Origin of the sequence: Nostoc mirabile CHAB5784 (assembly GCF_020829645.1) — a bacterium.
GTDB lineage: Bacteria > Cyanobacteriota > Cyanobacteriia > Cyanobacteriales > Nostocaceae > Nostoc > Nostoc mirabile.
This window is the reverse complement of record NZ_JAIVFS010000106.1, coordinates 1-24,595: the sequence shown is the minus strand read 5'-3', so window position 1 is coordinate 24,595 and position 24,595 is coordinate 1. Positions and strand designations below refer to the sequence as shown.

The 24,595-nt window shown below is 41.4% G+C and carries 26 protein-coding genes and 1 rRNA gene; 13 read left to right on the top strand and 14 right to left on the bottom strand.

What is annotated here, in order from left to right; genetic code table 11:
- Window positions 1-125 (bottom strand): 16S ribosomal RNA (locus LC653_RS36860); the annotation flags it as partial.
- A gap of 316 nt (window positions 126-441) precedes the next feature.
- Between LC653_RS36860 and nadC the strand changes: the two genes are divergently transcribed.
- Window positions 442-1,308: a carboxylating nicotinate-nucleotide diphosphorylase gene (nadC, locus tag LC653_RS36855; RefSeq protein ID WP_229500091.1), complete on the top strand. Its 867-nt coding sequence runs from the start codon at window positions 442-444 to the stop codon at window positions 1,306-1,308.
- 142 nt (window positions 1,309-1,450) lie between these two features.
- On the opposite strand, the gene LC653_RS36850 is transcribed toward nadC, so the two are convergent.
- A complete protein-coding gene (locus tag LC653_RS36850; RefSeq protein ID WP_229500088.1) occupies window positions 1,451-4,144 on the bottom strand; it encodes a PAS domain S-box protein in 2,694 nt (897 codons plus the stop codon).
- A gap of 316 nt (window positions 4,145-4,460) precedes the next feature.
- On the opposite strand from LC653_RS36850, the gene LC653_RS36845 reads away from it, so the two are divergent.
- On the top strand, window positions 4,461-4,670 hold the full coding sequence (locus tag LC653_RS36845; RefSeq protein WP_229500086.1) for a hypothetical protein: 210 nt from the start codon (window positions 4,461-4,463) through the stop codon (window positions 4,668-4,670).
- Here the strand turns inward: LC653_RS36845 and LC653_RS36840 are convergent.
- Window positions 4,667-5,842 (bottom strand): DNA double-strand break repair nuclease NurA, encoded by a 1,176-nt coding sequence (locus LC653_RS36840; protein WP_229500083.1) that lies wholly within the window; start codon window positions 5,840-5,842, stop codon window positions 4,667-4,669. The two genes, LC653_RS36845 and LC653_RS36840, sit on opposite strands and share 4 nt — an antisense overlap.
- A gap of 334 nt (window positions 5,843-6,176) precedes the next feature.
- Window positions 6,177-6,962, bottom strand: coding sequence for an HAD family hydrolase (locus LC653_RS36835; RefSeq protein ID WP_229500081.1), 786 nt, complete (start codon window positions 6,960-6,962; stop codon window positions 6,177-6,179).
- A gap of 406 nt (window positions 6,963-7,368) precedes the next feature.
- Between LC653_RS36835 and LC653_RS36830 the strand changes: the two genes are divergently transcribed.
- The gene (locus LC653_RS36830; protein ID WP_229500078.1) at window positions 7,369-9,114 is read left to right on the top strand and encodes a peroxidase family protein; all 1,746 of its coding nucleotides are present in this window, start codon (window positions 7,369-7,371) and stop codon (window positions 9,112-9,114) included.
- Between the two features lie 112 nt (window positions 9,115-9,226).
- Here LC653_RS36830 and LC653_RS36825 read toward each other — a convergent pair whose 3' ends face one another.
- Both LC653_RS36825 and LC653_RS36820 read right to left on the bottom strand, forming a co-directional pair.
- A complete protein-coding gene (locus tag LC653_RS36825; RefSeq protein WP_229500076.1) occupies window positions 9,227-10,078 on the bottom strand; it encodes a metal ABC transporter permease in 852 nt (283 codons plus the stop codon).
- A gap of 52 nt (window positions 10,079-10,130) precedes the next feature.
- Window positions 10,131-10,901: a metal ABC transporter ATP-binding protein gene (locus LC653_RS36820; protein WP_229500073.1), complete on the bottom strand. Its 771-nt coding sequence runs from the start codon at window positions 10,899-10,901 to the stop codon at window positions 10,131-10,133.
- 146 nt (window positions 10,902-11,047) lie between these two features.
- Here LC653_RS36820 and LC653_RS36815 point away from each other — a divergent pair, with 146 nt between their 5' ends.
- The 4 genes from LC653_RS36815 to LC653_RS36800 all read left to right on the top strand — a co-directional run bounded on the left by LC653_RS36815 (window position 11,048) and on the right by LC653_RS36800 (window position 13,323).
- Entirely contained in the window at window positions 11,048-12,064 is a 1,017-nt protein-coding gene (locus LC653_RS36815; protein WP_372478268.1) for a metal ABC transporter substrate-binding protein, read from the top strand.
- 128 nt (window positions 12,065-12,192) lie between these two features.
- A complete protein-coding gene (locus tag LC653_RS36810; RefSeq protein WP_229500071.1) occupies window positions 12,193-12,528 on the top strand; it encodes a hypothetical protein in 336 nt (111 codons plus the stop codon).
- Between the two features lie 135 nt (window positions 12,529-12,663).
- Entirely contained in the window at window positions 12,664-12,816 is a 153-nt protein-coding gene (locus LC653_RS36805; RefSeq protein WP_229500069.1) for a hypothetical protein, read from the top strand.
- 186 nt (window positions 12,817-13,002) lie between these two features.
- The gene (locus LC653_RS36800) at window positions 13,003-13,323 is read left to right on the top strand and encodes a carboxylesterase family protein (RefSeq protein ID WP_229500067.1); all 321 of its coding nucleotides are present in this window, start codon (window positions 13,003-13,005) and stop codon (window positions 13,321-13,323) included.
- 46 nt (window positions 13,324-13,369) lie between these two features.
- On the opposite strand, the gene LC653_RS36795 is transcribed toward LC653_RS36800, so the two are convergent.
- The gene (locus tag LC653_RS36795) at window positions 13,370-13,900 is read right to left on the bottom strand and encodes a DUF1016 N-terminal domain-containing protein (protein WP_229500064.1); all 531 of its coding nucleotides are present in this window, start codon (window positions 13,898-13,900) and stop codon (window positions 13,370-13,372) included.
- A gap of 873 nt (window positions 13,901-14,773) precedes the next feature.
- On the opposite strand from LC653_RS36795, the gene LC653_RS36790 reads away from it, so the two are divergent.
- Window positions 14,774-16,120 carry a GTP-binding protein gene (locus tag LC653_RS36790; RefSeq protein WP_229500094.1) on the top strand — a complete coding sequence of 449 codons (1,347 nt, stop codon included), beginning with the start codon at window positions 14,774-14,776 and terminating at the stop codon, window positions 16,118-16,120.
- Between the two features lie 284 nt (window positions 16,121-16,404).
- Here LC653_RS36790 and LC653_RS36785 read toward each other — a convergent pair whose 3' ends face one another.
- Entirely contained in the window at window positions 16,405-16,551 is a 147-nt protein-coding gene (locus tag LC653_RS36785) for a hypothetical protein (RefSeq protein ID WP_229491188.1), read from the bottom strand.
- A 266-nt stretch (window positions 16,552-16,817) separates the two neighbouring features.
- On the opposite strand from LC653_RS36785, the gene LC653_RS36780 reads away from it, so the two are divergent.
- Entirely contained in the window at window positions 16,818-17,078 is a 261-nt protein-coding gene (locus tag LC653_RS36780; protein ID WP_229500063.1) for a Calvin cycle protein CP12, read from the top strand.
- Window positions 17,079-17,218: 140 nt separating this feature from the next.
- Here the strand turns inward: LC653_RS36780 and LC653_RS36775 are convergent, their stop codons facing one another.
- Together LC653_RS36775 and LC653_RS36770 are read right to left on the bottom strand one after the other, a co-directional pair.
- Window positions 17,219-18,037, bottom strand: coding sequence for a TlyA family RNA methyltransferase (locus tag LC653_RS36775; protein ID WP_229500061.1), 819 nt, complete (start codon window positions 18,035-18,037; stop codon window positions 17,219-17,221).
- 112 nt (window positions 18,038-18,149) lie between these two features.
- Window positions 18,150-18,596, bottom strand: a complete 447-nt coding sequence (locus LC653_RS36770) for a DUF29 family protein (protein ID WP_229500058.1) — start codon at window positions 18,594-18,596, stop codon at window positions 18,150-18,152.
- Window positions 18,597-18,787: 191 nt separating this feature from the next.
- On the opposite strand from LC653_RS36770, the gene LC653_RS36765 reads away from it, so the two are divergent.
- Together LC653_RS36765 and LC653_RS36760 are read left to right on the top strand one after the other, a co-directional pair.
- Window positions 18,788-19,063: a hypothetical protein gene (locus tag LC653_RS36765; protein WP_229500056.1), complete on the top strand. Its 276-nt coding sequence runs from the start codon at window positions 18,788-18,790 to the stop codon at window positions 19,061-19,063.
- A 15-nt stretch (window positions 19,064-19,078) separates the two neighbouring features.
- On the top strand, window positions 19,079-19,384 hold the full coding sequence (locus tag LC653_RS36760; protein WP_229500053.1) for a hypothetical protein: 306 nt from the start codon (window positions 19,079-19,081) through the stop codon (window positions 19,382-19,384).
- Between the two features lie 123 nt (window positions 19,385-19,507).
- Here LC653_RS36760 and LC653_RS36755 read toward each other — a convergent pair whose 3' ends face one another.
- The 3 genes from LC653_RS36755 to apcB form a co-directional block, all read right to left on the bottom strand.
- Window positions 19,508-19,843, bottom strand: coding sequence for a XisI protein (locus tag LC653_RS36755; RefSeq protein ID WP_229500051.1), 336 nt, complete (start codon window positions 19,841-19,843; stop codon window positions 19,508-19,510).
- Window positions 19,831-20,250 (bottom strand): element excision factor XisH family protein, encoded by a 420-nt coding sequence (locus LC653_RS36750; protein WP_229500049.1) that lies wholly within the window; start codon window positions 20,248-20,250, stop codon window positions 19,831-19,833. The genes LC653_RS36755 and LC653_RS36750 overlap by 13 nt, the downstream gene beginning before the upstream one ends.
- Before the next feature lie 193 nt (window positions 20,251-20,443).
- The gene (apcB, locus tag LC653_RS36745; protein WP_229500047.1) at window positions 20,444-20,953 is read right to left on the bottom strand and encodes an allophycocyanin subunit beta; all 510 of its coding nucleotides are present in this window, start codon (window positions 20,951-20,953) and stop codon (window positions 20,444-20,446) included.
- Window positions 20,954-21,311: 358 nt separating this feature from the next.
- On the opposite strand from apcB, the gene glnA reads away from it, so the two are divergent.
- Window positions 21,312-22,736, top strand: coding sequence for a type I glutamate--ammonia ligase (gene glnA, locus LC653_RS36740; protein WP_229500045.1), 1,425 nt, complete (start codon window positions 21,312-21,314; stop codon window positions 22,734-22,736).
- A gap of 153 nt (window positions 22,737-22,889) precedes the next feature.
- Here glnA and gifA read toward each other — a convergent pair whose 3' ends face one another.
- Window positions 22,890-23,090: a glutamine synthetase inactivation factor IF7A gene (gene gifA, locus LC653_RS36735; protein ID WP_100899525.1), complete on the bottom strand. Its 201-nt coding sequence runs from the start codon at window positions 23,088-23,090 to the stop codon at window positions 22,890-22,892.
- Between the two features lie 331 nt (window positions 23,091-23,421).
- On the opposite strand from gifA, the gene LC653_RS36730 reads away from it, so the two are divergent.
- On the top strand, window positions 23,422-24,381 hold the full coding sequence (locus tag LC653_RS36730; protein WP_229500042.1) for a calcium-binding protein: 960 nt from the start codon (window positions 23,422-23,424) through the stop codon (window positions 24,379-24,381).
- The last annotated feature ends 214 nt before the right edge of the window (window positions 24,382-24,595 follow it).

Genomic DNA, 24,595 nt, shown 5'->3' with positions numbered 1-24,595 from the left:
CTGAAGCCAGATTCTCACGCGTTACTCACCCGTCCGCCACTAAATCCCGAAAGATTTCGTTCGACTTGCATGTGTTAAGCATACCGCCAGCGTTCATCCTGAGCCAGGATCAAACTCTCCGTTTTGTACTGGAAAGCTTTTTAGCTCAATATCAGCTGCTCTTTTTTAACTTCAGCTTAGTTATCTTTATTTTCTTGACGCAAACTACTTGCTGTATAATTGCTTTCAAACTATAATATTTTCAAGGTTCGGTGTTCCTTTTGGCGTCGCGATTTCGCTTTCCGCTTCAGGCACTTATTCAATATAACGAACCTCCCTCATTGTGTCAACTATTTTTCCAATAATATTTTTGGGACGGCTTTTGATTCCCTATGAAAGCCTTAGAGAGTAAGGATTATAGGCTATAGTATTCCTGGAAGTCACTAAGGAAGCAATAAAGTTGTGAGGAATTCTGGTGTTTTGCCGCCCTGGTTGGTTTTAGATCCACTGTTGTGTGGCTGGTTGATGGAGGATATTGGCAGGGGCGATCGCACGACAAATACGCTATTAGTAGAAGATGTGACGCTAAGTTCGGCTAAATGGATAGCTAAAGCTTCAGGGATAATTGCTGGCTTGCCACTTGCAGCTAGGGTATTTCAGATTTTGAATGAAAAAGTCAGCTTTGTGACGGTTGCAGCTGAAGGTACATGGTGTGAGCCGGGACAGGTAGTAGCTGAAATTCATGGTTCGCTGGATGCGCTGCTGATGGGGGAACGAGTTGCGCTCAATTTGGCTATGCGGTTGAGTGGGATTGCGACGCTGACTAATATATATGTAGAGAGAATTGCTGATTTACCTGCTCAGTTGGTGGATACGCGTAAAACGACACCAGGGCTGAGACTGTTGGAAAAGTACGCGACTGCTTTGGGTGGGGCGATTAATCACCGCATGGGGTTGGATGATGCGGTAATGATTAAGGATAATCACATTGCGGCGGCTGGGGGAATTGGAGAAGCTGTTACCCGTATTCGTTTTCAGATTCCTTATCCCTTGACTATAGAGGTAGAGACTGAAAGTTTAGGGCAGGTAAAAGAGGCTTTGCAGTACAACGCTGACATTATTATGTTGGACAATATGCCTTTGGATATGATGGGTCAGGCGGTGCAGTTGATTCGCCAGCAGGATAGCCGAGTGAAAATTGAAGCTTCGGGGAATGTGACTTTGGAAACGATTCGCGGTGTTGCAGAGACGGGTGTGGATTATATTTCTAGCAGTGCGCCAATTACTCAGTCGAAGTGGTTAGATTTAAGTATGAGGATTGTAGTTTAAAATAAATAAGCCGAATAATCCCACTGCAAGCCGAATAATCCCACTGCAAAGTCGGTGTAATGTCGCATTTTTGGAGGATCAAAGTCTAAAAAAATGCAAACAAAGTTGCCAGACTTTTTCTGCGGGGCTTATTAAATTCTCTTTAAATTGGAATTTCAATCCAGAATTCTGTGCCTTTTCCTGGTTCTGATTGACAATTCAAAGTCCCGCCATGTTTTTCTACTACAATTTGGTAGCTAATTGACAGCCCTAGCCCTGTTCCCTTACCCACCGATTTTGTTGTGAAAAAGGGATCAAACAAGCGTTTTCTAACGTCTTCCTCTATCCCTAATCCGTTGTCAGCAATTCGGATTACAACGAATTTACTGTCTAAAATTTCAGTCCGAATTATAATTTGCGGTTTCTCAGTTGTTTTTAAATTAACCATTGACTCTTCTAAAGCATCGATCGCATTAGTCAAAACATTCATAAATACTTGATTAAGCTGCCCAGGATAGCAATCAACTAAGGGCAAATTACCATATTCTTTAACAATAGATATATCCAGCCCAATGCCATTATTTTTCCAGCGATGATGCAAAATTAATAGTGTATTTTCAATTCCTTCATGAATGTCTACTAGTTTTTTATCTGCTTCATCGTGACGAGAGAAATTCCGCAACCCTAAAACAATTTCACGGATACGATTAGTACCCATATTCATTGAAGACAAGAGTTTAGAAAGGTCATCGGTAATAAATCCTAAATCAATTTTTTCAGCAAAATCTTGAATTTCTGCCTGGGGGTTGGGATAGTATTGCTGATAAAGGTGCAATAGAGTTAACATCTCTTGAAAGTATTCGTTAGCATAGGTTAAGTTGCCGTGAATAAAGTTAACTGGATTGTTGATTTCATGGGCAACTCCAGCTACTAACTGTCCCAAGCTAGACATTTTTTCATTCTGGATCAGCTGAGATTGAGTTTGCTGCAATTTATGCAAGGTTTCAGTAAGTTTTTCGGCTTGAGTTTGAGCAGCTAAAGTAGCAGAGCGACTTTGGGTATAAAGTTGTGCATGATCGATGGCGATCGCTAGTTGATCACAAACAGCTTGTAACAGGCTAATTTCACTGTTAGTCCAAATGCGATCGCCACTGCAATGACTGCAAACAATTGCCCCAATCTCTCCGGAATTACTCTTAACTGGTAGCATTAGTTGAGATGTGATGCCAAATTCAGTTAAAAGTTCTTGCAAATCATCGTCGAGATGTGAATTACTCTTAATATCGTCTATGCAAATTAACTCTTGAGAGATAAGTATTTTTGTTAAGAAAATGCTTTTTTGGAGCGGAATACTCCCTAATATGGGTGGTAAGTTAGGGTTTCGCGCTTCATAGGTAATAGTTAGGCTTGGTTGGGATGGGTGCGGTAAGTAACAAAGAAAGTAGCAACGATCAATTTGTAATAAGCTGCGAATTTCATTGACCGCAGTTTGTAAGATCATATTTAGGTCAAGAGAACTGCGGATTTGACTAGCTAGACGCAGTAATAAGGCTTCCCTACGGCTGAGGAGTTCTTCTCGCGCCAAGATTCGGTCAATAGCCACAGCAATATTATTAGCAATCCAATTTAATAGGTTATGAGTTGGTTCGGTAAATAATTGCTTGCTAACTAAAGCCATTATACCGATTAATTGCTGCTCTACTATTAAGGGATAAGCAGAAAATCTCAAAATTGAGAATGTAGAATCGAGAAATTTTTCGGAATTATTAATTGATAGTTCTTCGTTAAAAATAGATTGATGGTTTTGAGCCATTAAGCCAATAATGTTATTCGCTAAAACCATGTGATTTGGGAAATCTTGGCTATCGTTCAAAGCACTACAGGTAACATCTGTGCAATGAACACCAGCCTGCAATTGTAGCTGGTTTGTTTGTCCTTCAAATGTCCAGATACAAGCAAAGTCGATATCAAGGTATTGCGAAATAGGATTGGTACAGTTTTGCAGAATTTCTGGAAGTGTACCACTTTGAGATAAGGCTAAACTGACTTCTGCACTCAAAAGTGACAAGCGCGATCGCTCCAATAAAGCTAACTCTGAAAGCTTGCGCTGTGTAATATCTGTACGAATGGATACATACTGATAGGGCTTTCCATCTGAGTTTAACATTGGGGCGATCAAAGTATCCACCCAATAAAAACTACCATCCTTGGCTTTATTTTTAATTTCTCCCTTCCATATTTTTCCTTGAACAATAGTTTTCCATAAATTTGCAAAAAATCCCTTTGTATGATGTCCAGAATTGATAATACGATGATCTTGCCCTAAAAGTTCTTCTCTAGAATATTTAGAAATTTGACAAAATTGGTCATTAACATAGGTTATTCTTCCAGTTTTCTCAGTAATAGCTACCAGTGAATGGGCATTTAAAGCAAATTTAAAAGCTTCTAGCTCTCGGATAGATTTTTGTAACTCTATCTCATTTTGTTTATTAAGGGTAATGTCACGAGCTACTGCATAAATCAAGTTTTCTTCACTGAAGCCAGTCGCATTCCATGACAGCCATTTGTAAGAACCATCCCGACAAAGATAGCGGTTTTCAAAACTGATTGCATCTACAGATTGTGTAATTTTTTGGGCTGCGGCAATAGTGGATTCACGGTCTTCAGGGTGAACAAATTCGATAAAGGGTTTGCTAATAAGTTCTTGTTCAGACCAACCTAGTGTTTTTGTCCATTTTGGGTTTAAATACTTAAAATAACCATCAAAATTAGCAATACACAATAAATCTATAGAAAGTGAGAAAAATCGAGAGTATTTTTCTTCAGATTGTTTGTACCCAGATTTTACTAGTTTCATCAATTGTTTAAATATAAATCTTTTTTTGTTATAGGTAAAATAAATTAATACGTGTTTCGGAAATTTAATAACTATCTAAATGGGATATTATCGAGCGATAAATTACCTAATATAAGTTCCCATGAAGACTGTTAAATTTACGAATAAATACGTAATAGCCTTGATAGCAGAGGCAAGAATTATCTACTAGTTTTTACTGAAAAAGCTAGCTGTTAACTCAATTCCCTACTAAATAAAGGGTTCCCAGAAAAGCGTGTAAAGTAAACATTTATATTTTGAATTAAAGATAAGAAATGTTACGTAAGAGCAACACCTTTTGGTTAACAGCATCAATTCTTTAATCTGCTTAAGATGGTTGCCAGGATCTCGTGCCCGTTTTGCTATCTCTAGCTTGGCTAACGTGTCAGTGTTACTAACGGGAATAAATGTAAACACCATAAATTGGGATGGCTGCGATCGCCAATTTCAAGACCCGTATATTCAAACGATTACTGGATGTTCAATAGATTACTCTGGAAGTTCCTAAGCAATACTGCCCCGCTTTCTGGCTTCTTTATAGGAAGTTCCCACATTTTTTAGACCAGCTTTAATCATTTGTTGTTCGAGGAGGGCAAAGAAACGCGTTCTATCGCCACCTTTGACCACTGCTTGATTATGGGCTTCTGCGATCGCTACTGGGTAGCCATATCCTTTTTGGACTTGTGCTAGCATTAGCCCCAATGCTTGGTCTAGTATGGTTAAATTCTCTGCTACCCATGCTGGAACTTCGATTCGGGCGATTTCGGTACCAACGTGGACGTAGCAAAAGTAAATAGTTTGGTCTCCGTAGAGTTCGAGAATGAGGGAATTACTACGCCACAAGGTACTGCGTTGTCCTGGTTTGAGTCGGGTTGCCCAAACAGAAGTATCTCGCAACTGTTCAAAAATTTTACAAGCTACTTTTTCTAACTGATTTGGGCAATAAGTTTTACAGTCTGGCACTGGATGAGGACAAGCTAATAACCGTAAAAAGTTCATTGTTTCGATGCTGCGAGAGGCACTAAGATAGCCCATTAGGGGAATTTGAGCATCACGCATTTGCTGCCAAGCTTGTAAGATGGGGGGTAAAATGCGATCGCGTGCATCCATCGGCAATTGTTCTAAAAACCAGTAAATTAAGGAACCATCTACCATCGCCAATGCTGGTGCTTCCCCTTTGGCTGCACATGCAAGTTCTGCTAATACCGTTGTTTCTGAAGCAGTGCGGCGGAAACTCATCCATTCTTCGGTTCTAATTCCCCACTGCCGAGACATATATAAATCTTCCGGGCGGTAAAATACCTCTGGTAAACTATCTAGTAATGGATGGCGGTTTTGTCCGTAGTGTAAAACTACTCTACCGATATTTAAAAGATAACAATAAGCAATTTCGTGATGGTTGGGGGCAATTTGCGAACCATCGGTAGCGATGACAGTATGAATTTTGGGAGGAACTGGGATATCGATGCAGGTTTCTAGCGGTTCAATTGGGGTAGCATTAGCAAAAAGAATGCGATCGCGCCATTTTTCTTGGCGATCGATTAAATCTTGTTGAGACTCATAAGCATTTTTGAGATGTTGTTGCGCTAATTCTAAACGCTGACGACTGGCAACAGCTTCTAATGTAAGATGCTGACTTAAACCCTGCATTTGTCGCGCTAGTTTTGTAAGATCAAGCATAAAAGTAAGTGCTAAGTGAGGATTGAATAGTTATGAGTTATTATTTCACCTAAATAGAAAAACGTAAGCTTCTGGTTTATAATCTTTGGTATATATCCGGCTTCGTTACAATTTCGCGTTGGAATAAATTCCGAAGCTAATAACTAAAGTTCTCTTCAAACGACTAAATAAATGATTTCAGTCCACTTGAGTGGACTTAAGTTATAAGCCAGGAACTTAAGTTCCTGGCAGGATACCGGGAAATGCAACAATTTGACTATTACAAACATCTGGACAATGACAAGCCGTTTTAGGATAAAGGCATCAAGAGATGATTGCAACGTATTTCATATATTTAAAGCCAAGCAGAGAAATCTTTGGAAAAGAGAGACAGTGATAACAGATGAATTCGCGGAGCATTTTGGGCGGCTTCCCGTTCTGCTTGGGTATTATAACCCCAGTCGGCGAGGAAGAGTTTCACATCTTCAAGGTCTGCTTGTTGTTGAACTAACTGCAAAGTCTTGAGTCTATCTTCTACAAACCAGAGACTAACTGCTTTGTTTTCTACTTCCTGCTTTAAATCTCGCAAAATTTCATATTTAGGACGCTTGACTTCTTTGCCAATAATTGCTTCTGCTGGTAAATTCACTCCTTCTTGTTGCAACAATTGTTGGACAAAACGCCCTTCTTTAGTTGTCACAATATATAGTTTAACTCCACTGTCAAGAGTTAATTTGATTTTTTCTACTACACCTGGATAAAATCTATGCAGACTTAGCCAACCATCTAAATCTGTGGTAATCCATTCATCTCGTTGCTTATCTAGTTTCGCGCCAATTTCTCTTGCTTGCAATTTGTCATCTAACAAAAGTTTTGGGGCGATGCTTGCCCATTCATGAAGAATTTTCTCATCAAGAATTCCATCTACCAAGGCTTTGATTAAAACGGGCATTTCCCAACCTGTTTCAATTACAGGTCGTAGGCGATAGAATCTTAAAGGTAAATCATCTGGTGGTGTGTCGTTAGCAGGAGACCAAATTTTACAATAGGTATGCCATGCTACCTCAAAATATTCAATTAGTCCGTCGCATATGACTCCATCAAAGTCTAGGGCTAAAATTGTGGGACTACTTGCTGTCATTGTTTTGAGGATGAAACTGCTGTTGCCAGCTTAACTGAACTAATAATGATTTGTTGTATCACAACTGTAGGCAGAAAAAATAGTCTGGATGATTGCAGGCGATCGCTTTAGCACTCCCAAGCGAGTAACTCTTCATCGCATTCATGATTCCAAACCGCCTCGATTTTTTGCTTCCCAATAGTACCCAGAGGGGTACTGTGACTTCAATAATCCGAAATGTCATGATTTTAGTGTGAATGTCCTCAGTGTAACTCCACTGACATATCAGAGGGGATTACCGGATTCCTAAGAAAGCAAGGGAAGTATTTTCTTTCATGTTTAATGATCACCTGCTACGTAGCCGACTTGAGGTCGTACCATATCCAAAAATCTTTGCAACACATAAATCGACTGTAGAGGAAAAACGATGCAAAATCTCCCTTTTGAATTTAGCCACGGTGGATATATCAAGGAACAGACAGGGCAACAGAGAACTGCCTTACGTGCGTTAACGACTGAGACGATTGATGTAGAGACAGATTTCGATTATCTCTTCCCAGATAGTGCCAGAGATCCAAACAGTCTGCTTCCGGCAGACAACAACCAAGATATTATTGACAAACTCAAAAAGCTAGGCGAGGCAATAATTGACAGAGAAGGCCCTGAGCCTGATGACGCTAACTCAATAATACCTCCGGTTTATACTTACTGGGGACAGTTTATTGATCATGATATTACTGCCAATACTGATCGGGCTGTCACAGACCTTCAAACTGATATTACCAAAGACGATTTCACGCCTCTGTCACCTGACTTTGTAATCGATAAACTCAAGAATCTGCGTCGCCCCATTTTCGATCTTGACAGTGTTTATGGTGACGGGCCAACTCTAGATCCTGAAAAACCCACGCAAGCAAAAGACTTTTATCAGGAAAACGACCCAGTAAAACTGAAAGTTGGGGTAAACGCTAAAGAAGATGCTAGCGGTAGGCCGATTCCTGGAGCCAAAATTCCGCCAGAAGAGGATTTATCGCGCGACCTGCCACGCAATAACAGAATAGCTGCGATCGCCGACAGTCGCAACGACGAAAATTTGATTGTGGCACAGTTCCACACTGCCTTCCTGCGTTTCCACAACGCAGTAGTTGACTGGGTGCGGAAGAACGAACCGAAAAATGCCCAAGACAATAAAAAACTATTTGTTCGGGCGCAAACTCTGGTTCGTTGGCACTACCAGTGGCTTGTCGTCAATGATTTCCTTAAAACTGTGACTGCAAGCAAGACAGTGGATAGCATCCTCTGCGACGGGCTGAAATTCTACCATCCCCGGAATGGAAATCTTTTCATGCCTCTAGAATTCTCCGTTGCAGCTTACCGTTTTGGACACAGTATGGTAAGGGCTGCTTATGATTACAACCGCAATTTTACAAACAAACCGGGAGCGCTGACGGACGCAACGTTCAATTTACTTTTTGCTTTTACGGGAAAACGTGATATAGGAGGCCCGCCAGGTCCTGGCCCGTCCAATACTTTGCCTTTTAACTGGATTATTGAGTGGGATCGCTTTGTTGACAAAGAAAGCGCTGCCAAAAGGCAAAGAAATTCTGCACGAAAAATCGATACGCATCTTGCATTTCCTTTGTCAAAGCTAATTAATGAAGGCAACAAAGATCCACAAGATCCTGATCCTATTCAACAACTTCTGAAGCACCTTGCTAAACGAAACCTACTGCGTGGATATTTTCTCAGCATTCCCACCGGACAGAGCCTAGCTGACAAACTAGGTATTACAAAACTGACAGTGGAGGAGCTTAAACAAGGCAATTCACCAGAATTGAATCAAGCTCTTGAACCTTTCCTAGAAAAGACTCCAGCGTGGTATTACGTCCTCAAGGAATCCGAAGTTCGTGCAAAGGGCGACTCTTTGGGCGAAGTTGGTAGCCGCATTGTTGCTGAAACCATCATCGGCCTAATTAAGAACGACCAATCCTCTTACCTAAATGAGTGCCAGCATGAGCATGGACACAAGCACGACCATGAGCGCGACTTTGCTCGCAAGCACAATCGTGTTTGGAATCCCTCCAAAGGTGTCAAGTTGCCAAATGGTGGCGAAATTCGCACGATTAGTGATTTTCTGGAGTTTGCGGGAGTGCTGCCAGCATCGTCATGTTAAATAATAGTAGTTAATACTGAACAACGCAGCGACTTAATACGGTTAGCAAACGCGTGTAGAGACTTTGTATTATAAAGTCTCTACACGCCGAAAAATCAGCGTAATTCAAAAATTATGGTGTGAGCTTTCTGCTGCTCAAGGTAAAAATACCGTATTTAGGACTGAATAACAACGCCAAAATAAAGAATCCCGATACTACTAAAACGATCGCAGGCCCAGAGGGCAAGTTATAAAAGTAGCTCAGATACATACCGCTAATACTAGAAATTACGCCAATTACCGCACCCAAAATCATTACTTGGTTGAGGCGTTTAACTAATAAATAGGCGGTAGCTCCTGGTGTAATTAAAAGTGATAATACTAAAATGACACCGACAGCTTTCATGCTGGCGACTATTGTTAAAGCTATTAGCACCATCAGTCCAAAGTTCAGCCGATTAACTGGTAAACCTGCGGCTTGAGCGCCTAAAGGATCAAATGTGTAAAATAAAAGCTCTTTGTATAATAAAAGAACAACTATTAAAACAATAGTGGCAATAATAGCAGTATCCCGCACTTCATCAATAGTAACGCCGAGAATGTTCCCGAAAAGGAAGTGATTTAAGTCTATTTTGTTATCTTTTTGAATAACAGTAATTAGGGTGATACCAAGGGCAAAGAATGCTGAAAAAACTATCCCCATTGCCGCATCTTCTTTGATTGGCGATCGCACTCTAATCCAGGCGATCGCCATTGTACTGATAACTCCGGCAATAAATGCCCCAATATATATATTTGCTCCTACCATAAAAGCGATCGCTAGTCCTGGTAAAACTGAGTGACTTATGGCATCACCCAGCAAGGCTAGTCGTTGTACCATCAAGTAGCTGCCTACAACTGCACACAACATCCCAACTAAAATCGCAATCACGAGCGATCGCTGCATAAAGCCGTATTGCAACGGCTCAATTAATGCTTGTAACATATTTTGTCATTTGTCATTTGTCATTTACTAATGCCCTATACCCAATGACATTTTATGCAGCATCAGAAAAGTACATTACTTTTCCACCATAAGCACGATGTAGATTTTCTTGTGTAAGTACTTGTTGGCGTGAACCTGTGGCGATTAATTCACGATTTAGTAATATTAAATCATCAAAGTGGGTGATTGATTCTCCTAAATCGTGGTTGACTACTAGCACGATTTTGTTATCGGCGGCGAGTTCATGGAAGACTTCAAAAATCACTGCCTGGGTTTTTTGATCAATACCTACTAGAGGTTCATCAAAGCAGAATATTTCTGCTTGCTGTGTTAAAGCACGGGCTAAAAATACCCGTTGTTGTTGTCCTCCTGATAATTGTCCAATGGGGCGATCGCAATATTCGCTCATTCCAACTCTTTCTATGGCGCTTTTTGCTACTTGGTGACTAACTGCCGAGAAGCTACGCAACCAGCCTGTTTTTTTTACCCGTCCCATCATCACTACATCCCAGACTGTGGCAGGGTAAGTCCAGTCAATTTGGCTACGTTGTGGTACATAAGCAACTTTCTCTAGTTGTTGCATCAAGGGTTTGCCTTCGCATAGCGCCGTACCACTACTAACAGGAACCAAGCCTAACATTGCTTTCATCAGCGTACTTTTGCCAGCACCGTTGGGGCCAAAAATACCCGTCAGTTTTCCCGGTTTGACGATACAGTTAACGTCCCTTAAGGCTTCTTGTGTCCGGTAGTATACCCCTAGATGGGCAATGCTAATTGCTGCTTTGGAACTCATGTCAAAAGCTTTAACAGTTTTTGCAGGCATTTCCTCTATTTTTGTCTGGGATAGGCTCAATTTTGCAGGAAAAGAGACGTTTTTCATAATCTGGTTTAAATATTTATTTCTTGAGCTTACTATAAAAATGAGAGAAATATGAAAAAATCTATAATTAGATGTAATATCCAAGATAAATGAAACTAATACTAGAGATAGACGGCAGTAATCCTTACGGCAAGGGAATAATCAGCAGGATGAAGAGAAAAATTCTTTTCCGGCTTTGTTTGGGAATGCTTGTGCCTTTGGCTTTACTCAGTTGTACGCAGAAAGACTCAAACTCCAACACTGCCAAGGGAGATAAGCCGCGAGTGGTTGCAACAAGTACCATCATTGCTGATTTGGCACAAGAGGTTGCAGGAGACAAAATTCAACTAAGTGGAATCCTAAAACCGGGTACTGATCCCCATGTTTACGAACCAGTACCAGCAGACAGCAGGGTTTTGGAAGAAGCCGACTTGATTTTGTATAACGGCTACAACCTGGAACCGGGGCTGATTAAATTGATGAATGCTTCTGGTGATAAGGTGCAAAAGTTAGCTGTGGGGGAAGCTGTCAAATCTTTGCAGCTTGATAAAGGCAAAGGAGAAGTTGTGCCAGATCCGCACGTTTGGGGTAGTGCAGAAAATGCGATCGCAATGACGAATGCAATACGGGATGCTTTGATTGAGAGATCACCTGAAGATAGAGAAAAATTTACTCAAAAGGCATCGCAACTTACTAATGAATTAAAACAATTGCATAGCTGGATTAATCAACAAATTCAAACTATCCCTGCACCTCGGCGTAAACTGGTGACAACCCATGATGCATTCCAATATTATGGACGTGCTTATGGGATTGCGATCGCAGGTACTTTAATTGGCATTAGTACCGAAGAACAACCAAGCGCTCAAACAGTCCAGCGATTGGTAGAGTCAATTAAAAAAATAGGCGTTTCTGCAATTTTTGCTGAGACTACAATTAACCCGGCTTTAATTAAAACTGTTGCCCAAGAAGCACGGGTGAAATTAGCACCAAATCAACTCTATTCTGATTCAATTGGCGCTAAGGGAAGTCCAGCAGATTCTTACATCAAAATGATGGAAGCGAATACCCGTACAATTGTAGAAGCATTGGGGGGGAAATATACCCCATTTCAACTAAAGAAGTAAATTCCTTAGAGTAAATATCTAACCTAAGACGTGTTCTTCTCAAAGTCTCTCCAGAGAAAGAACTCTTTGTATGCTCAATTTTTTAGAATATTATTAGTAAAGCTAGATTTTTCCATACCTGAAAAGCCATGAGTGATAAAAATCAAGAAAATCAAATTAATCAACCAGTAAGTGAAGATACACATTTACGGGAAGAACCGAACGTCAATGAAAGAAACTTAACAGCGAATCCAGGAGATAGAATTGCTGATGAGTCTCAATCTATTGAAGAAAAGGCTCAACAGGTAGCTGTGGATGATGTACCAGACATTACAGGCGATAAAATTACAGTCCCGACTTACTTCGTTGTAGATGAACCCGATGGCACAAAGAAAGCACTCCACCACGTTAAAGATGCTGAAGAGATTTCTGACATGATTCGGGAAGCACGAGTTGACGAAAATGGAAATCGAATTTGGTGGTAGCTCTTCATTGAAGAGACACGGGGACACAGGGACAGAGAGAGTTGTTTCTTTGCGTCCCCGTATCTATTTTCTTTGATCAAGTTAGTCTATTGATGACGCAATCAAAATCTGGAAATTTTTCCAGGATAAACGGTAATGGCAAATGTCACAACTACCAAAGAGTTGGCATATTGGAGTACGGCAGAAATTAAAAATAAAATTTTAGAAGTTGTTAAGGGACGCGATCTAGAGCCGTTAAAAGCCAAAGTAGAATTTTATAAAAATGAATTAAGTAAGTCGGCACAATAAAAACAAACTGTGTAAAGAATAGTAAACAAGGCTCAAACTCTTTTTCCCCCAGCAAGAACTGCCTTATTCCAACGAGAATTATTTACGCAGACCTACTTAGCACCATATTTTGCAGAGTTGAGCCGACGTAACCCTTTTGGCAAAGTTGCAGAGCAAGTGGCGATCGTCACGGGAGTATGAATGCCAATGGGTGGTTATGGAACATGGCATTTAGCAGCAGCACAGCCAGAACAATTTGCTGCGATCGCGCCTATCTGTGGCGGTGGTAACCCACAAGCAGCACGTAATTTGAAAAATCTTCCTGTGTGGGCATTTCACGGAGCCAAAGATAATGTAGTTCCATTAAGCGAGTCTGAAATCATGGTTTCTGCACTCAAAGCCCGCGCCGGGAATGTGAAATTTACAGTTTACCCAGAAGCCAAGCACGACTCGTGGACGCAGATATATAATAATCCAGAGTTGTATAAGTGGTTTTTACAGCATCGACGGCAGCCGACTGTAGGTTAAAAATATTTTTCTCTGCATTGGAATACACTCTAAATTAAATCAGAATCTATATTTCAATCTGGTGAACTAAAACATTCCGACTCCATCCATACCCGATAGTCTGTTGTACGTACCACAAGCGTTCTGTTTGGTCTTTAACAGTATCCAATATACGGACATTATGACCCCAGGGAATTTGTCCAACAAGTTGTTGGATAATTTGCTCGTCTGGGTAAGCCTCAGCGAATGCTCTCATGTACATAAGATTAGTACGTGAAAAGCCCTTTATGTCTGGAAAAGCTTTCTGCAAGTCAGATGCAAGACGATTGATAACTTTTGCTCCCCAACCTTGCTGCTGTTGGCGATTAAGAATATCTCGCCCAATTTGCCAGCAGAGCAATATTAATTCTTTATTGACTGCAACTACCGCCCGTAATTGAGCCTTAGAAATTCGGCTTTTTAATTCACTTAAAAAATCTTCATAGCCAACGATCGCAAATGCACCCCTTCTTGAAGCTTCGGATTTCTCATCTCTAGGCATAAAAAAAATTAACGCTACTTCTATACTGCCAGCATCGCGCAAAATTTTGCTAACCAAATTAGGTATACACTCAGCAGTGAATCCAAAATCATGCTTTTGGGGCCCAAAGGCTGCGACGGTAAGTAAATTTCCTGTTTACCCAGAGGCGATCGCAATACAACAATCCAGCATCGGTGGTGGAAGTTATGAGTTAAATCCGTCGGTATTTACACAAAGACGATTACTAAAACTTCAACTTATTTTCATTAAAAATATTTTTTACCGCTCAAAGATTAAAATTTATAACAAGTCGCCATTTACACCTTTGACATTAGAAAATATAGTTTTAATAATGTTATTACATAAAAAATTGATCCTCATATAGAAATCCTATTTAATTTTTGCCAAATTTACTGAGAGCAAAAGCCTGCTCCGGCTAGCTCTCAGTCAGCTTTGCTTTTAAAAATCAAATGGAATTGCTATATAACCTGACATTAATAGGGTTGCATTATGCTTTTCTCGAATTTAAAAACCAGTTTAAAAAATCGCAAAAAAAATAATAACCTATGCAGAAATTTTTGGACACCTACTAAAATTGTGCTGGTCAGTGGACACTTAATCGTTCTACCTATTTATACATTGATAATTTTATCGTTATTATTGCCTTTATTCACTGCTAGCTTATCTGCTTCCATTGGAACGTCGCACCACTCTACATCGATTCCTTGGATAGATGATGCATCTGAATGTGAACATACTGGGAGAAACTGGCGTGATCGCAAGTGTTGGGATAATAAACACGATCCTACGTTCTGAATGGACATTGCATTAAAAGGTATGCAAATATCAAAATAATTGCCTAAGAAAGACAAAACAGGCTAACAGCCTTGGAATTAGATCAAAATGGATATGTAGCCTGTTGTTTGTCCAACCTTGAATCAACCTAACTTCGTGCGAAATCTGCAAGAAACTCACTTAAATCGTGCCCGCGCCAGCCTCAGACAAGCGCTGTCTTGGTATGGATATCTTCGTAAGTCAGGACAGCTTTCATCCAACCCGGAATTAGCAGGTTTGTTGAAACCAGAATTGGAAGCTTTGAACTCCACACTCAACAAGCTGGATTCTAACGTCATTAGAATTGCTGCCTTTGGTTTGGTGAGTCGGGGTAAATCGGCAGTTTTGAATGCCTTACTGGGAGAGAAGATTCTGCAAACTGGGCCCCTGAACGGTGTCACTCAATGGCCCCGTTCCGTTCGTTGGCAGCCAGGGGGTAAGGTACTAGTAGAGTTAATTGATACCCCCGGATTAGATGAAATTGAGGGTGAGTCACGGGCAGACATGGCGCGAGGAGTGGTACATCAGGCTGATTTGATTTTGTTTGTCGTGTCTGGTGATATCACGCGCACTGAGTATCAAGCACTGCTGGAATTACGTCAAGCACAAAAACCCTTGATTTTGGTGTTTAACAAAATAGACCTTTATCCAGATACAGACCAAGGAGCGATTTACCAAAATTTGCAACAACTGGGTGCAGGACATTTTGAAGCGAAACCTCTACTACCGGATGAAATTGTCATGGTGGCGGCGGAACCAGCACCAATGGAAGTGCGGGTTGAGTGGCCTGATGGTCGTGTCAGTTATGAATGGGAGACACCGCCACCGCAAGTAGATGAACTTAAGGAAATAATTCTGAACATTCTTAATCGAGAAGGGCGATCGCTTCTGGCTTTAAATGCACTCATCCAAGCACGGGATGCAGAAACCGCGATCGCTCAAAAAACCATCGACTTACGCGAACAAGAAGCTGAAGATATCATTTGGCAATTTACCAAATACAAAGCTTTGGCAGTAATGCTCAATCCTATTGCTTTTTTAGATATCCTTGGCGGAACTGTTGCCGATTTGGCTTTAATTCGCGCCCTAGCTAGATTGTATGGTTTGCCGATGACTAGCTACGAAGCCGGGAAAATTTTAAAAACGATTTTATTTAGTTCTGGTGGTTTGCTACTGGGAGAATTAGGTAGTAGTTTTATTCTTGGTTTAAGTAAAAGTACGGCTGCAATAACTAGTGGTGACAATCCCAGCAATATTACTGCTTTTGCTGGCAGTGCGATCGCTCAAGCTGGTATCGCCGGTTATGGTGCATACTCCGTTGGCAAAGCCGCTCAGGTGTATCTCGAAAAAGGCTGCACTTGGGGACAGTTGGGCGCTAGCAGTGTAATTCAAGAAATTCTCTCTCAAGTTGACCAGAACACAATTCTGTATCGTCTGCGACAAGAGTTAGGCATAAAGTATTGAGATTTTGAGTTGTGTTCTGAAAAGTTTCTGTTGACTCAAATTAATCAGCAAGTAAAAACTACCCTCTCAAGCTCGCTGACACGGCAGTTATAAAATAGTCGAAGTTGTGAGCCTAGACTATGCCTTTAGCTTTGCCTTGCTGCTTAGAGACAGTACAACCTCATGAATTGGGTAGTTAGTTTTTACAGATGAACAGTGCTTTAGGGAGTTTTGAGTGGCTACAGATAGAACTGTTGAGAATAAATAAGAATTGTTAAGCATTTGTTACCGTTTATAAGTGTTTATCAACTTCTATCAAACTCTTCTGACAATTGACTGACATTCCGAATTTGGGATGCAAGACTGAGAACATGACCATCACTACCAGTGACTCCACCTAGTGGAATTCCCTTAGCTTTTTGAATCAAAGATGATAAGAGGGTAATTCCCACTCAAATTTGCTAAAAAGATGGCGGTGTTTACCACTATCTATTGTGGAAAGCCTATCTAAACTGGAAATGTGAGCAAGGCCTGTCTTGTTGCTCCAACAAAGAGGAGCCAGCGCGGTCATGGGGGTCTCCCCCAGGAGCGACTGGCGTTGGACTGGCGTTAGCGCAGCGTTAGCGACGCAGGAGCGTCACCCGGAGGGTGAGCTTCATGGGGTCATTGAAAGCTCACAGTTAATATCGTATCTCTGTAAATTAAAGGTAAAAGTATCATGACAACTACCCTAAACTCATTTGAAACTGCTGGGGCGACAAATCTTCAAGAAGCGATTATTAAAGCCATTACTGAAGCGCGTACAACTTGTGAGCTAGATGGGAGTGATTCTGCTGGTTGTGCCGTAGCCTGGGACATCGTGGAAGAATTACAAGCTGAAAAAGCCGATCAACAGCAAGCAAAATCAAAGAAAACCTCTTTGGAAAATTACTGCGATCGCCATCCCGATTCCGTAGAATGTCTAATCTACGACCTTTAACAAGAAAGAATTTAGGAGTCAGGAGCGGAGCCGGAGACGCTCCGCCGAGGCGTCAGAATTCAGTATGAATGGGAGTCCGAGTCTAGATGAATATGTGGGTTTAAGTCCCCACTAATTGATTCTGAATTCTGCATTCTTCTTTAACTCTTCCGTAAATCAGTTGTTGCTGATTGCGTTATTTGCTTAATTGTCTCTAAATTAGGTGGTAGCGTTTCACTTTCCATTCCCAACCACAAAAGATATTCAATATTCCCAGCAGGGCCAGTGATCGGCGACCAAGTTAAGCCTTTGTATTTCCATCCTAATTCCTGGGCTGTCTGTAACACCTGGAAAATGGCATCAGCTTGGTCGTTTGGATCGCGCACAACACCTTTTTTACCCACACGGGATCTGCCGACTTCAAACTGTGGCTTGACTAACAATACAGCTTCTCGGTTAGCTTGAGTTAGTTGCCACAAAGCAGGCAGAATCTTGGTTAAAGAAATAAACGATACATCGACCACCGCCAAATCAGGAATCGGGTCATTTTCGCCATATAACTCATCTGGTCGTAGTTGCCGTAAATTGGTGCGTTCCCGCAAAATCACCCGCGAATCATTTCGCAACCGCCAATCAACTTGCCCGTAACCAACATCAATGCCGTAAACTTGTTTTGCTCCAGCTTGTAAGAGACAATCAGTAAAACCACCAGTAGAAATCCCGCCATCTAAACAAATGCGCTCTGCTACGGGAATGGTAAATACTGACAAAGCTTTGGAGAGTTTTTCACCGCCTCTAGAAACAAAAGGCGATCGCTCTTTAATATTTATTTGAGCCGAAATATCAACTTCAGTACCAGGTTTATCAACTAACTGCTGATTAACAGTAACTTCCCCCGCCTGAATTAGCCGTTGTGCTAAGGCGCGAGAAGAACATAAATTTAACTCTACTAATAATGTATCGAGTCGCTGTTTAGCCAATTAGCACCAAATTCGTAAAGAATATATTGATTTAATGACAAGATAATTTACTAGAAACACTCTCTATCCAGCCTTTTTAACTATATCTTAATTACGAATTACGAATTACGAATTACGAATTAGTATAACTAGACTCTCCTGGTAAAATTAAAACCAAAGCACGATTGATAATTTCTTCTTGGTTAACCAGCTTTTCTAACTCTTCTGACTCATAACGACCTTCTTCTACTTCAAGCGTTGCTTCATCAATGGCATTTAAATAGGCTTCTGCTAAGATTTCTAACAATTCTTCTGGCGTGAGATAATAACCCCCCGCTTTACGGCGCTTATTTTCTCGTTGAATTTCCCGAACCGAATTCCGAATTGAGACTTCCCAAGAGCGAGTCGTGCGATTTTCAGCTTGTTGTTTAATCAGATGCAACAGCAAAATCACTGCATAGCTACGAATCGTTTTGATTATGTCATTTCGGCTCATTTCTGTTAATTCTTCAACTATACTCAATGCTCCTTGAACATCGCCTTTAACAAGCAAGTCTTTCAGAGTGAATAATTCTTCCATAATCAGCGCCTCAAACATCGGCAACTTCTATTGTGGCTTATGGTGGTTCTAGTTCAAATAAGATAAACTAATGCATTTCATCTATGAGCGATCGCATTCCTTAGCCAGTGGAATTCAACTGTTAAGCTTAAAATAACGCTAAAGGACTTTTTCTTTCCTAACCAATGGCCTAAGACTACAGAAGATTTATTATGCCATTAAGACAACCTCGTTACAGCAAAGAAGAATTTGCTCGTCGCGGTGATGAGATATATGACTTTCAAGTGCGCCCACAAGTCGAAGCAGGTAATGATGGCAAGATTGTAGCGATCGACATCGAGACAGGTGGCTGGGAAATGGATACTGATGAAATCAATGCCTCGAAGCGTCTTGAAACTCGCTACCCAGATGCACAAATCTGGTTTGTGCGTGTTGGCTCTCGCTATGTCCGTCGGTTCGGGGCTGGGCGCATCCACAAAACAAAATGATTATTGGAAGTGTGAATGCTGACTACGAGCCAATTATCGTTTTACGTATTTGTGGTGCTGATGCTAAAGTACATAAAAACCGCCATTGTTGATACAGGTTTTAACGGTTGGTTATCCTTACCGCCAGATTTCATTGCTGCATTAGAACTACCCTGGAAAAGGCGAGGACGAGCAATTCTAGGAGATGGTAGTGAATGTGTGTTTGATGTGTATGAAGCTATTGTTGTCTGGGATGAGCAATTACTAACCATTCCGATTGATGAAGCTGAGTCAAATCCACTTGTCGGTATGTCACTGATGGAAGGTTACAGATTAACGTAGGGGCAATCGAAGGCGGTGCTGTAAAACTTGAGAAATTATGAGCAGTATAATCAGCATATAAGCGGTTGGGAGCGATCGCTTATTTAACGTATTATTCTTTGTAAATACACAACATAAAGATAATTAAGATACAGCAAAATCCGTGTATTCCCGTAGTTCAGCCGGATGGAAACCCAAGACAATATCTTCGCGCAAAATACCCGCTTCTAATAATGCCTCTGCTACTGGCTGGGAAGTACCATCATATTGAATCCACACTTTATCATTAATAATATCTATATGTACCACCGAACCATGTATGCGGCGCACTCCATCCCAACCGACATGTAACACTTCGTAGTGGTCTCGTTCGGAGTCAATAACAGCTTCTGTCTCTATTTGACCGTTAGCAGGCTTGTGACTAGCATAGTCAAATATCAACTGACGAATAATTTCACGATATCGAGCTAGCTTATCCATCTGATAATCCTTTCTAGTTGCTCGTCAAAGACAATCAGGTTTATTCCTATACTATTAAGAATTAGCTGACCAAAGCGTTCGGAAAATATACCTTCATAGACTCGCTTGGGAACTGCTAAATAAAGTTGGCGTTTTGGTTCTACTTCTTTAAGCAGACTGCGATAAATTTCATACTGTCCTACAGCTTCCTGGAGGTCACTCACTGGAGAAGGACTCAGAAAACTTTTGATTTCAACAGCTATTTTTTGATTATCCCTCTCAGCAGCAATAGTAACTCTTTCTGCTCCAATATCTACGTAAAGTTCTCTACCCCCGTATGCCAGATATAAGGGATCGTTGGTTATTGTCCAACCATCTGCTGTAAGTGCTTTAATAACTGCGGCATGATAGATATCTCTGGCTGGCATTAATCGAAGATAGCTCCAAAAACACAGCTTTAATCTAGCAAAATTATTTTAGAGAGGCGTGATATTGCCCTTTGACGGCGAAAACTTGGATAAAGTCCTTGTCAACGCCTGGTAGAGTTTATAAAAAAGCGATCGCTCTTTCCCAACACAGACAAAAGTGCGATCGCTATATTTTATACTTGTTATTGAATAACTAAATATCCTGTTCGCTCAACTCGCGTGTAATGTGATCAAATGGTTCATCCACAAAAGTAGTATTACCCACACCTGCTGCTGCTACTTGTTCCTTAATCAGATCCTTGAGAATCTGGATACCACGAACTGTAGGGCCAATAGGCACTCCTAGAGAATTGTAAGTTTCTCGTAGCCCTTGTAGCACACGCTCATCCAATACATTCGTGTTTCCAGCAACCAGCGCATAGGTGGCATAGCGCAGATAGTAGTCCATATCCCGCAGACAAGCTGCATAACGACGAGTTGTATAGGCATTTCCACCGGGACGAATCAATTCTGGCAATTCTTCAAATAACTGCAAACCAGCTTGCTTGACAAGTGCAGCTGCATTAGAGTTTATCGCCGCCGCCGCTTGTACTCGTGCTGTACCACTGTCAAAGTAAGACTTCAGGCTATCGATCGCATTCCGGTCAAAATACCGACCAGCTAAGTCATAATTCTTAATTAAACTTGTTACCGCATCGCGCATTCCTTCTTCTCCCAATCATTGCTATTTATGGTTTGATATTTATTTGGCTGCACTTATGCACCAGTAAATTTTTGTGCTATTAAAAATAGATTCGGCACAAAAACAATTTATCCACTATCTATGGATTCTATGCCAAAGTTGACCCCTATATGATGAACTTTCCAGTTTTGTACAGATGATCGCTGAAAGGTTAACATAACCTGATAATCCAGATATCTGTAGCACAAGCTACAAAATCTGCTAATGTCTAGTATTTAAGATATTTCAGGTGTGTCACGGCTTGATTGAGATCAGCAGGGTTAGGATGCTTTGGAAGATTCTGGTATTACTTTAGGAAATTGGTAGAGAAGGAGTAACAATGACAACACCACAAGAAGTCTTGAAGAGAATTCAAGATGAAAAAATTCAGCTGATTGATCTCAAATTCATCGATACAGTAGGGACTTGGCAGCACCTCACACTGTACCAAAATCAAATCGATGAGACTGCATTCACTGATGGCGTACCTTTTGACGGTTCCAGCATTCGGGGTTGGAAAGCGATCAACGAATCGGACATGACGATGGTACTCGACCCCAACACTGCTTGGATCGACCCATTCATGGATGTCCCAACGCTAAGTATAATTTGTAGTATTAAGGAACCCCGCACGGGTGAATGGTACAATCGTTGCCCACGCGTTATTGCCCAAAAAGCAATAGATTACCTGGTTTCTACTGGTCTTGGTGACACAGCTTTCTTTGGCCCTGAAGCTGAGTTCTTTATCTTTGATAGTGCTAGGTTTGCCCAAACCGCCAACGAAGGCTACTACTTCTTAGACTCCGAAGAAGGTGCTTGGAATTCCGGTAAAGCTGGTACAGATGAAAAACCCAACTTGGGTTACAAACCACGCTTCAAAGAAGGTTACTTCCCAGTTTCACCGACGGATTCTTTCCAAGATATTCGTACAGAGATGCTGTTGAAGATGGCACAATTAGGTGTACCCATTGAAAAGCATCACCACGAAGTAGCTACTGGTGGTCAGTGCGAACTAGGTTTCCGTTTTGGTAAGTTGATCGAAGCGGCTGACTGGTTGATGATTTACAAATATGTCATCAAGAACGTTGCTAAGAAACATGGTAAAACCGTCACCTTCATGCCAAAACCGATTTTTGGCGACAACGGTTCTGGAATGCACTGTCACCAATCCATTTGGAAAGACGGGCAACCTCTGTTTGCAGGTGATAAGTATGCTGGTTTGAGTGACATGGCGTTGTACTACATTGGTGGTCTTCTCAGACACGCACCAGCGCTGTTGGCAATTACCAACCCTAGTACCAACTCATACAAGCGCCTAGTACCTGGTTATGAAGCACCAGTAAACTTAGCTTACTCCCAAGGGAACCGTTCTGCTTCTATCCGTATTCCTTTATCTGGCACTAACCCCAAAGCCAAGCGTTTAGAATTCCGTTGTCCAGATGCTACTTCTAACCCCTACTTGGCATTTGCTGCAATGCTTTGTGCTGGTCTCGATGGCATCAAGAACAAAATCCATCCTGGTGAACCCTTAGATAAGAATATCTATGAACTCTCTCCAGAAGAACTGGCAAAGGTTCCTTCAACTCCAGGTTCTTTAGAATTGGCGTTGCAAGCACTAGAAAAAGATCATGCCTTCTTGACCGAATCAGGCGTGTTCACGGAAGACTTTATCGAAAATTGGATTGACTACAAGCTAGGTAACGAAGTCAAGCAGTTACAGCTGCGCCCTCATCCCTACGAGTTTTATCTCTATTACGATGCTTAATTAAGTACCGTATCTATCTAAATATATAAGTTTTGCCACCCTAGAGTAGAGGGTGGCTTTTTTTTAGAGTTGTCAGTAGAAGCAATTCATGAATTGCCTCTACTGAAAATCATTCTTTTCGGCTATTGTTTGCGTAAGTCCTACTTTTGAAACTTAGCTCATGGAAGCATGACTTGGCCCATAAATCATCCGAGTGTTAGCATCTACCTTCCCTTGAATCGGGTTCCAGTAGTGGGATGCTTCTTCAGGAAGACCAAGTTCTTGTGCAGCCCGCATCAGCATTGATTGTTGGCGATTCTTGACTTGCTGATGTTCACGCACCATTAACGCACGAGATTTATCTGCGATAGACATAACGTATGAAACAGCACGCATCCGGCAACAGCCCATGCAGTTCCAATAATCGAATATTCTTTAATAAAATAATTAATATATTTTTTCTAAGTATTAACATCTACCTTAAGAGATAGTTTAAAACTACGTAAAAGCAAATATGCTGCTCATACAAAGTTATTTGCTTCGGTAAAGTCAACTTCCGGCTGGGCTTGATTGAGATTGTTCTCAATAACTTAAACAATCTGATATTTGTGTGTTCAGTTCAGACACTTTGTCTTAGATGTTTCCCTTGCCTAAATAATACTGATGCCTTTTGAGATCATTCCTGAAAGTTGAAAGGAAAAAACACATGGATATTGATGGTACAGATCAGGAGGATTTTATTGCTGGCACTATTGGCAGCGATCGCATTTCTGCTTTCGATGATGACGATACTATTGTAGCCTTAGCCGGTGACGACGTAATCTTTGGTAACGATGACGAAGACCTGATCGTTGGTGGAGCAGGAAACGACACAATTGATGCTGGGGATGGCGACGATTTAGTATTTGGAGATGCTGGGAACGACTCCATTGATGGCGACAATGGGGTTGACGTGATCAATGGGGGGAACGGCAATGACCGCATCATTGGTAACAATGACAATGACCGCATCTTCGGTGATGCAGGGAATGACACCATTAATGGTAATGATGGAGATGACATCCTCAATGGCTCTGATGGCGCCGACGTAATTTCTGGCGACGCTGGAAATGATCGAGTTTTTGCGGGTACTGGGAATGACACGGTATCAGGTAGCGGGAGTAATGACCAACTCAATGGTGATGCAGGCAATGATCTTGTTCAGGGTGAGGCTGGTAACGACACCGTATTTGGTGGCACTGGAGTTGGAAATGACACCCTCACTGGTGAAACTGGCACGGACTTATTGATTGGTGGAGCTGGAAACGACTCTTTATCGGGTGGTAATGGGAGCGATCGCCTGATCGGCGTTGAACCTTTTGCCCCAGGATTTGGATCGATTGTTAACGAAGTTGATACCTTAACTGGCGGGGCTAATGGCGATACCTTTGTCTTGGGAGCAGGTAGTGAAGTTTTCTATGATAATGGTGGAAATAGTGACTACGCCTTGATTACTGACTTCAACATCAGCCAGGACTTTATTGAACTACCTGAATCTACCTTTAGCTTGGGTATTATCTCTATTAATAATGCCGTGGGGACGGGGATATCTTTTAACAACGACTTAATCGCGTTTGTTCAAGGAGTTTCAATTTCAGATTTTAACGATGGTTTTGATTTCGTCTAAACACATATCACTATGAGTTGTGAACTTTGAAGTAAAAGGGACTGGGGACACTTCGACTGCGCTCAGTGCATCGCTGGGGATTAGGGATTAACGTGAGTTCGACGGATAGGAAAGCGCAGAAAGCTGGCAATGTAAGAATTTGCTCAACTGGCATTTACGGCAGCGATCGCGCAGAGTGGCACAGACGATAGCTACGATTAATTGAGAAGAGGTA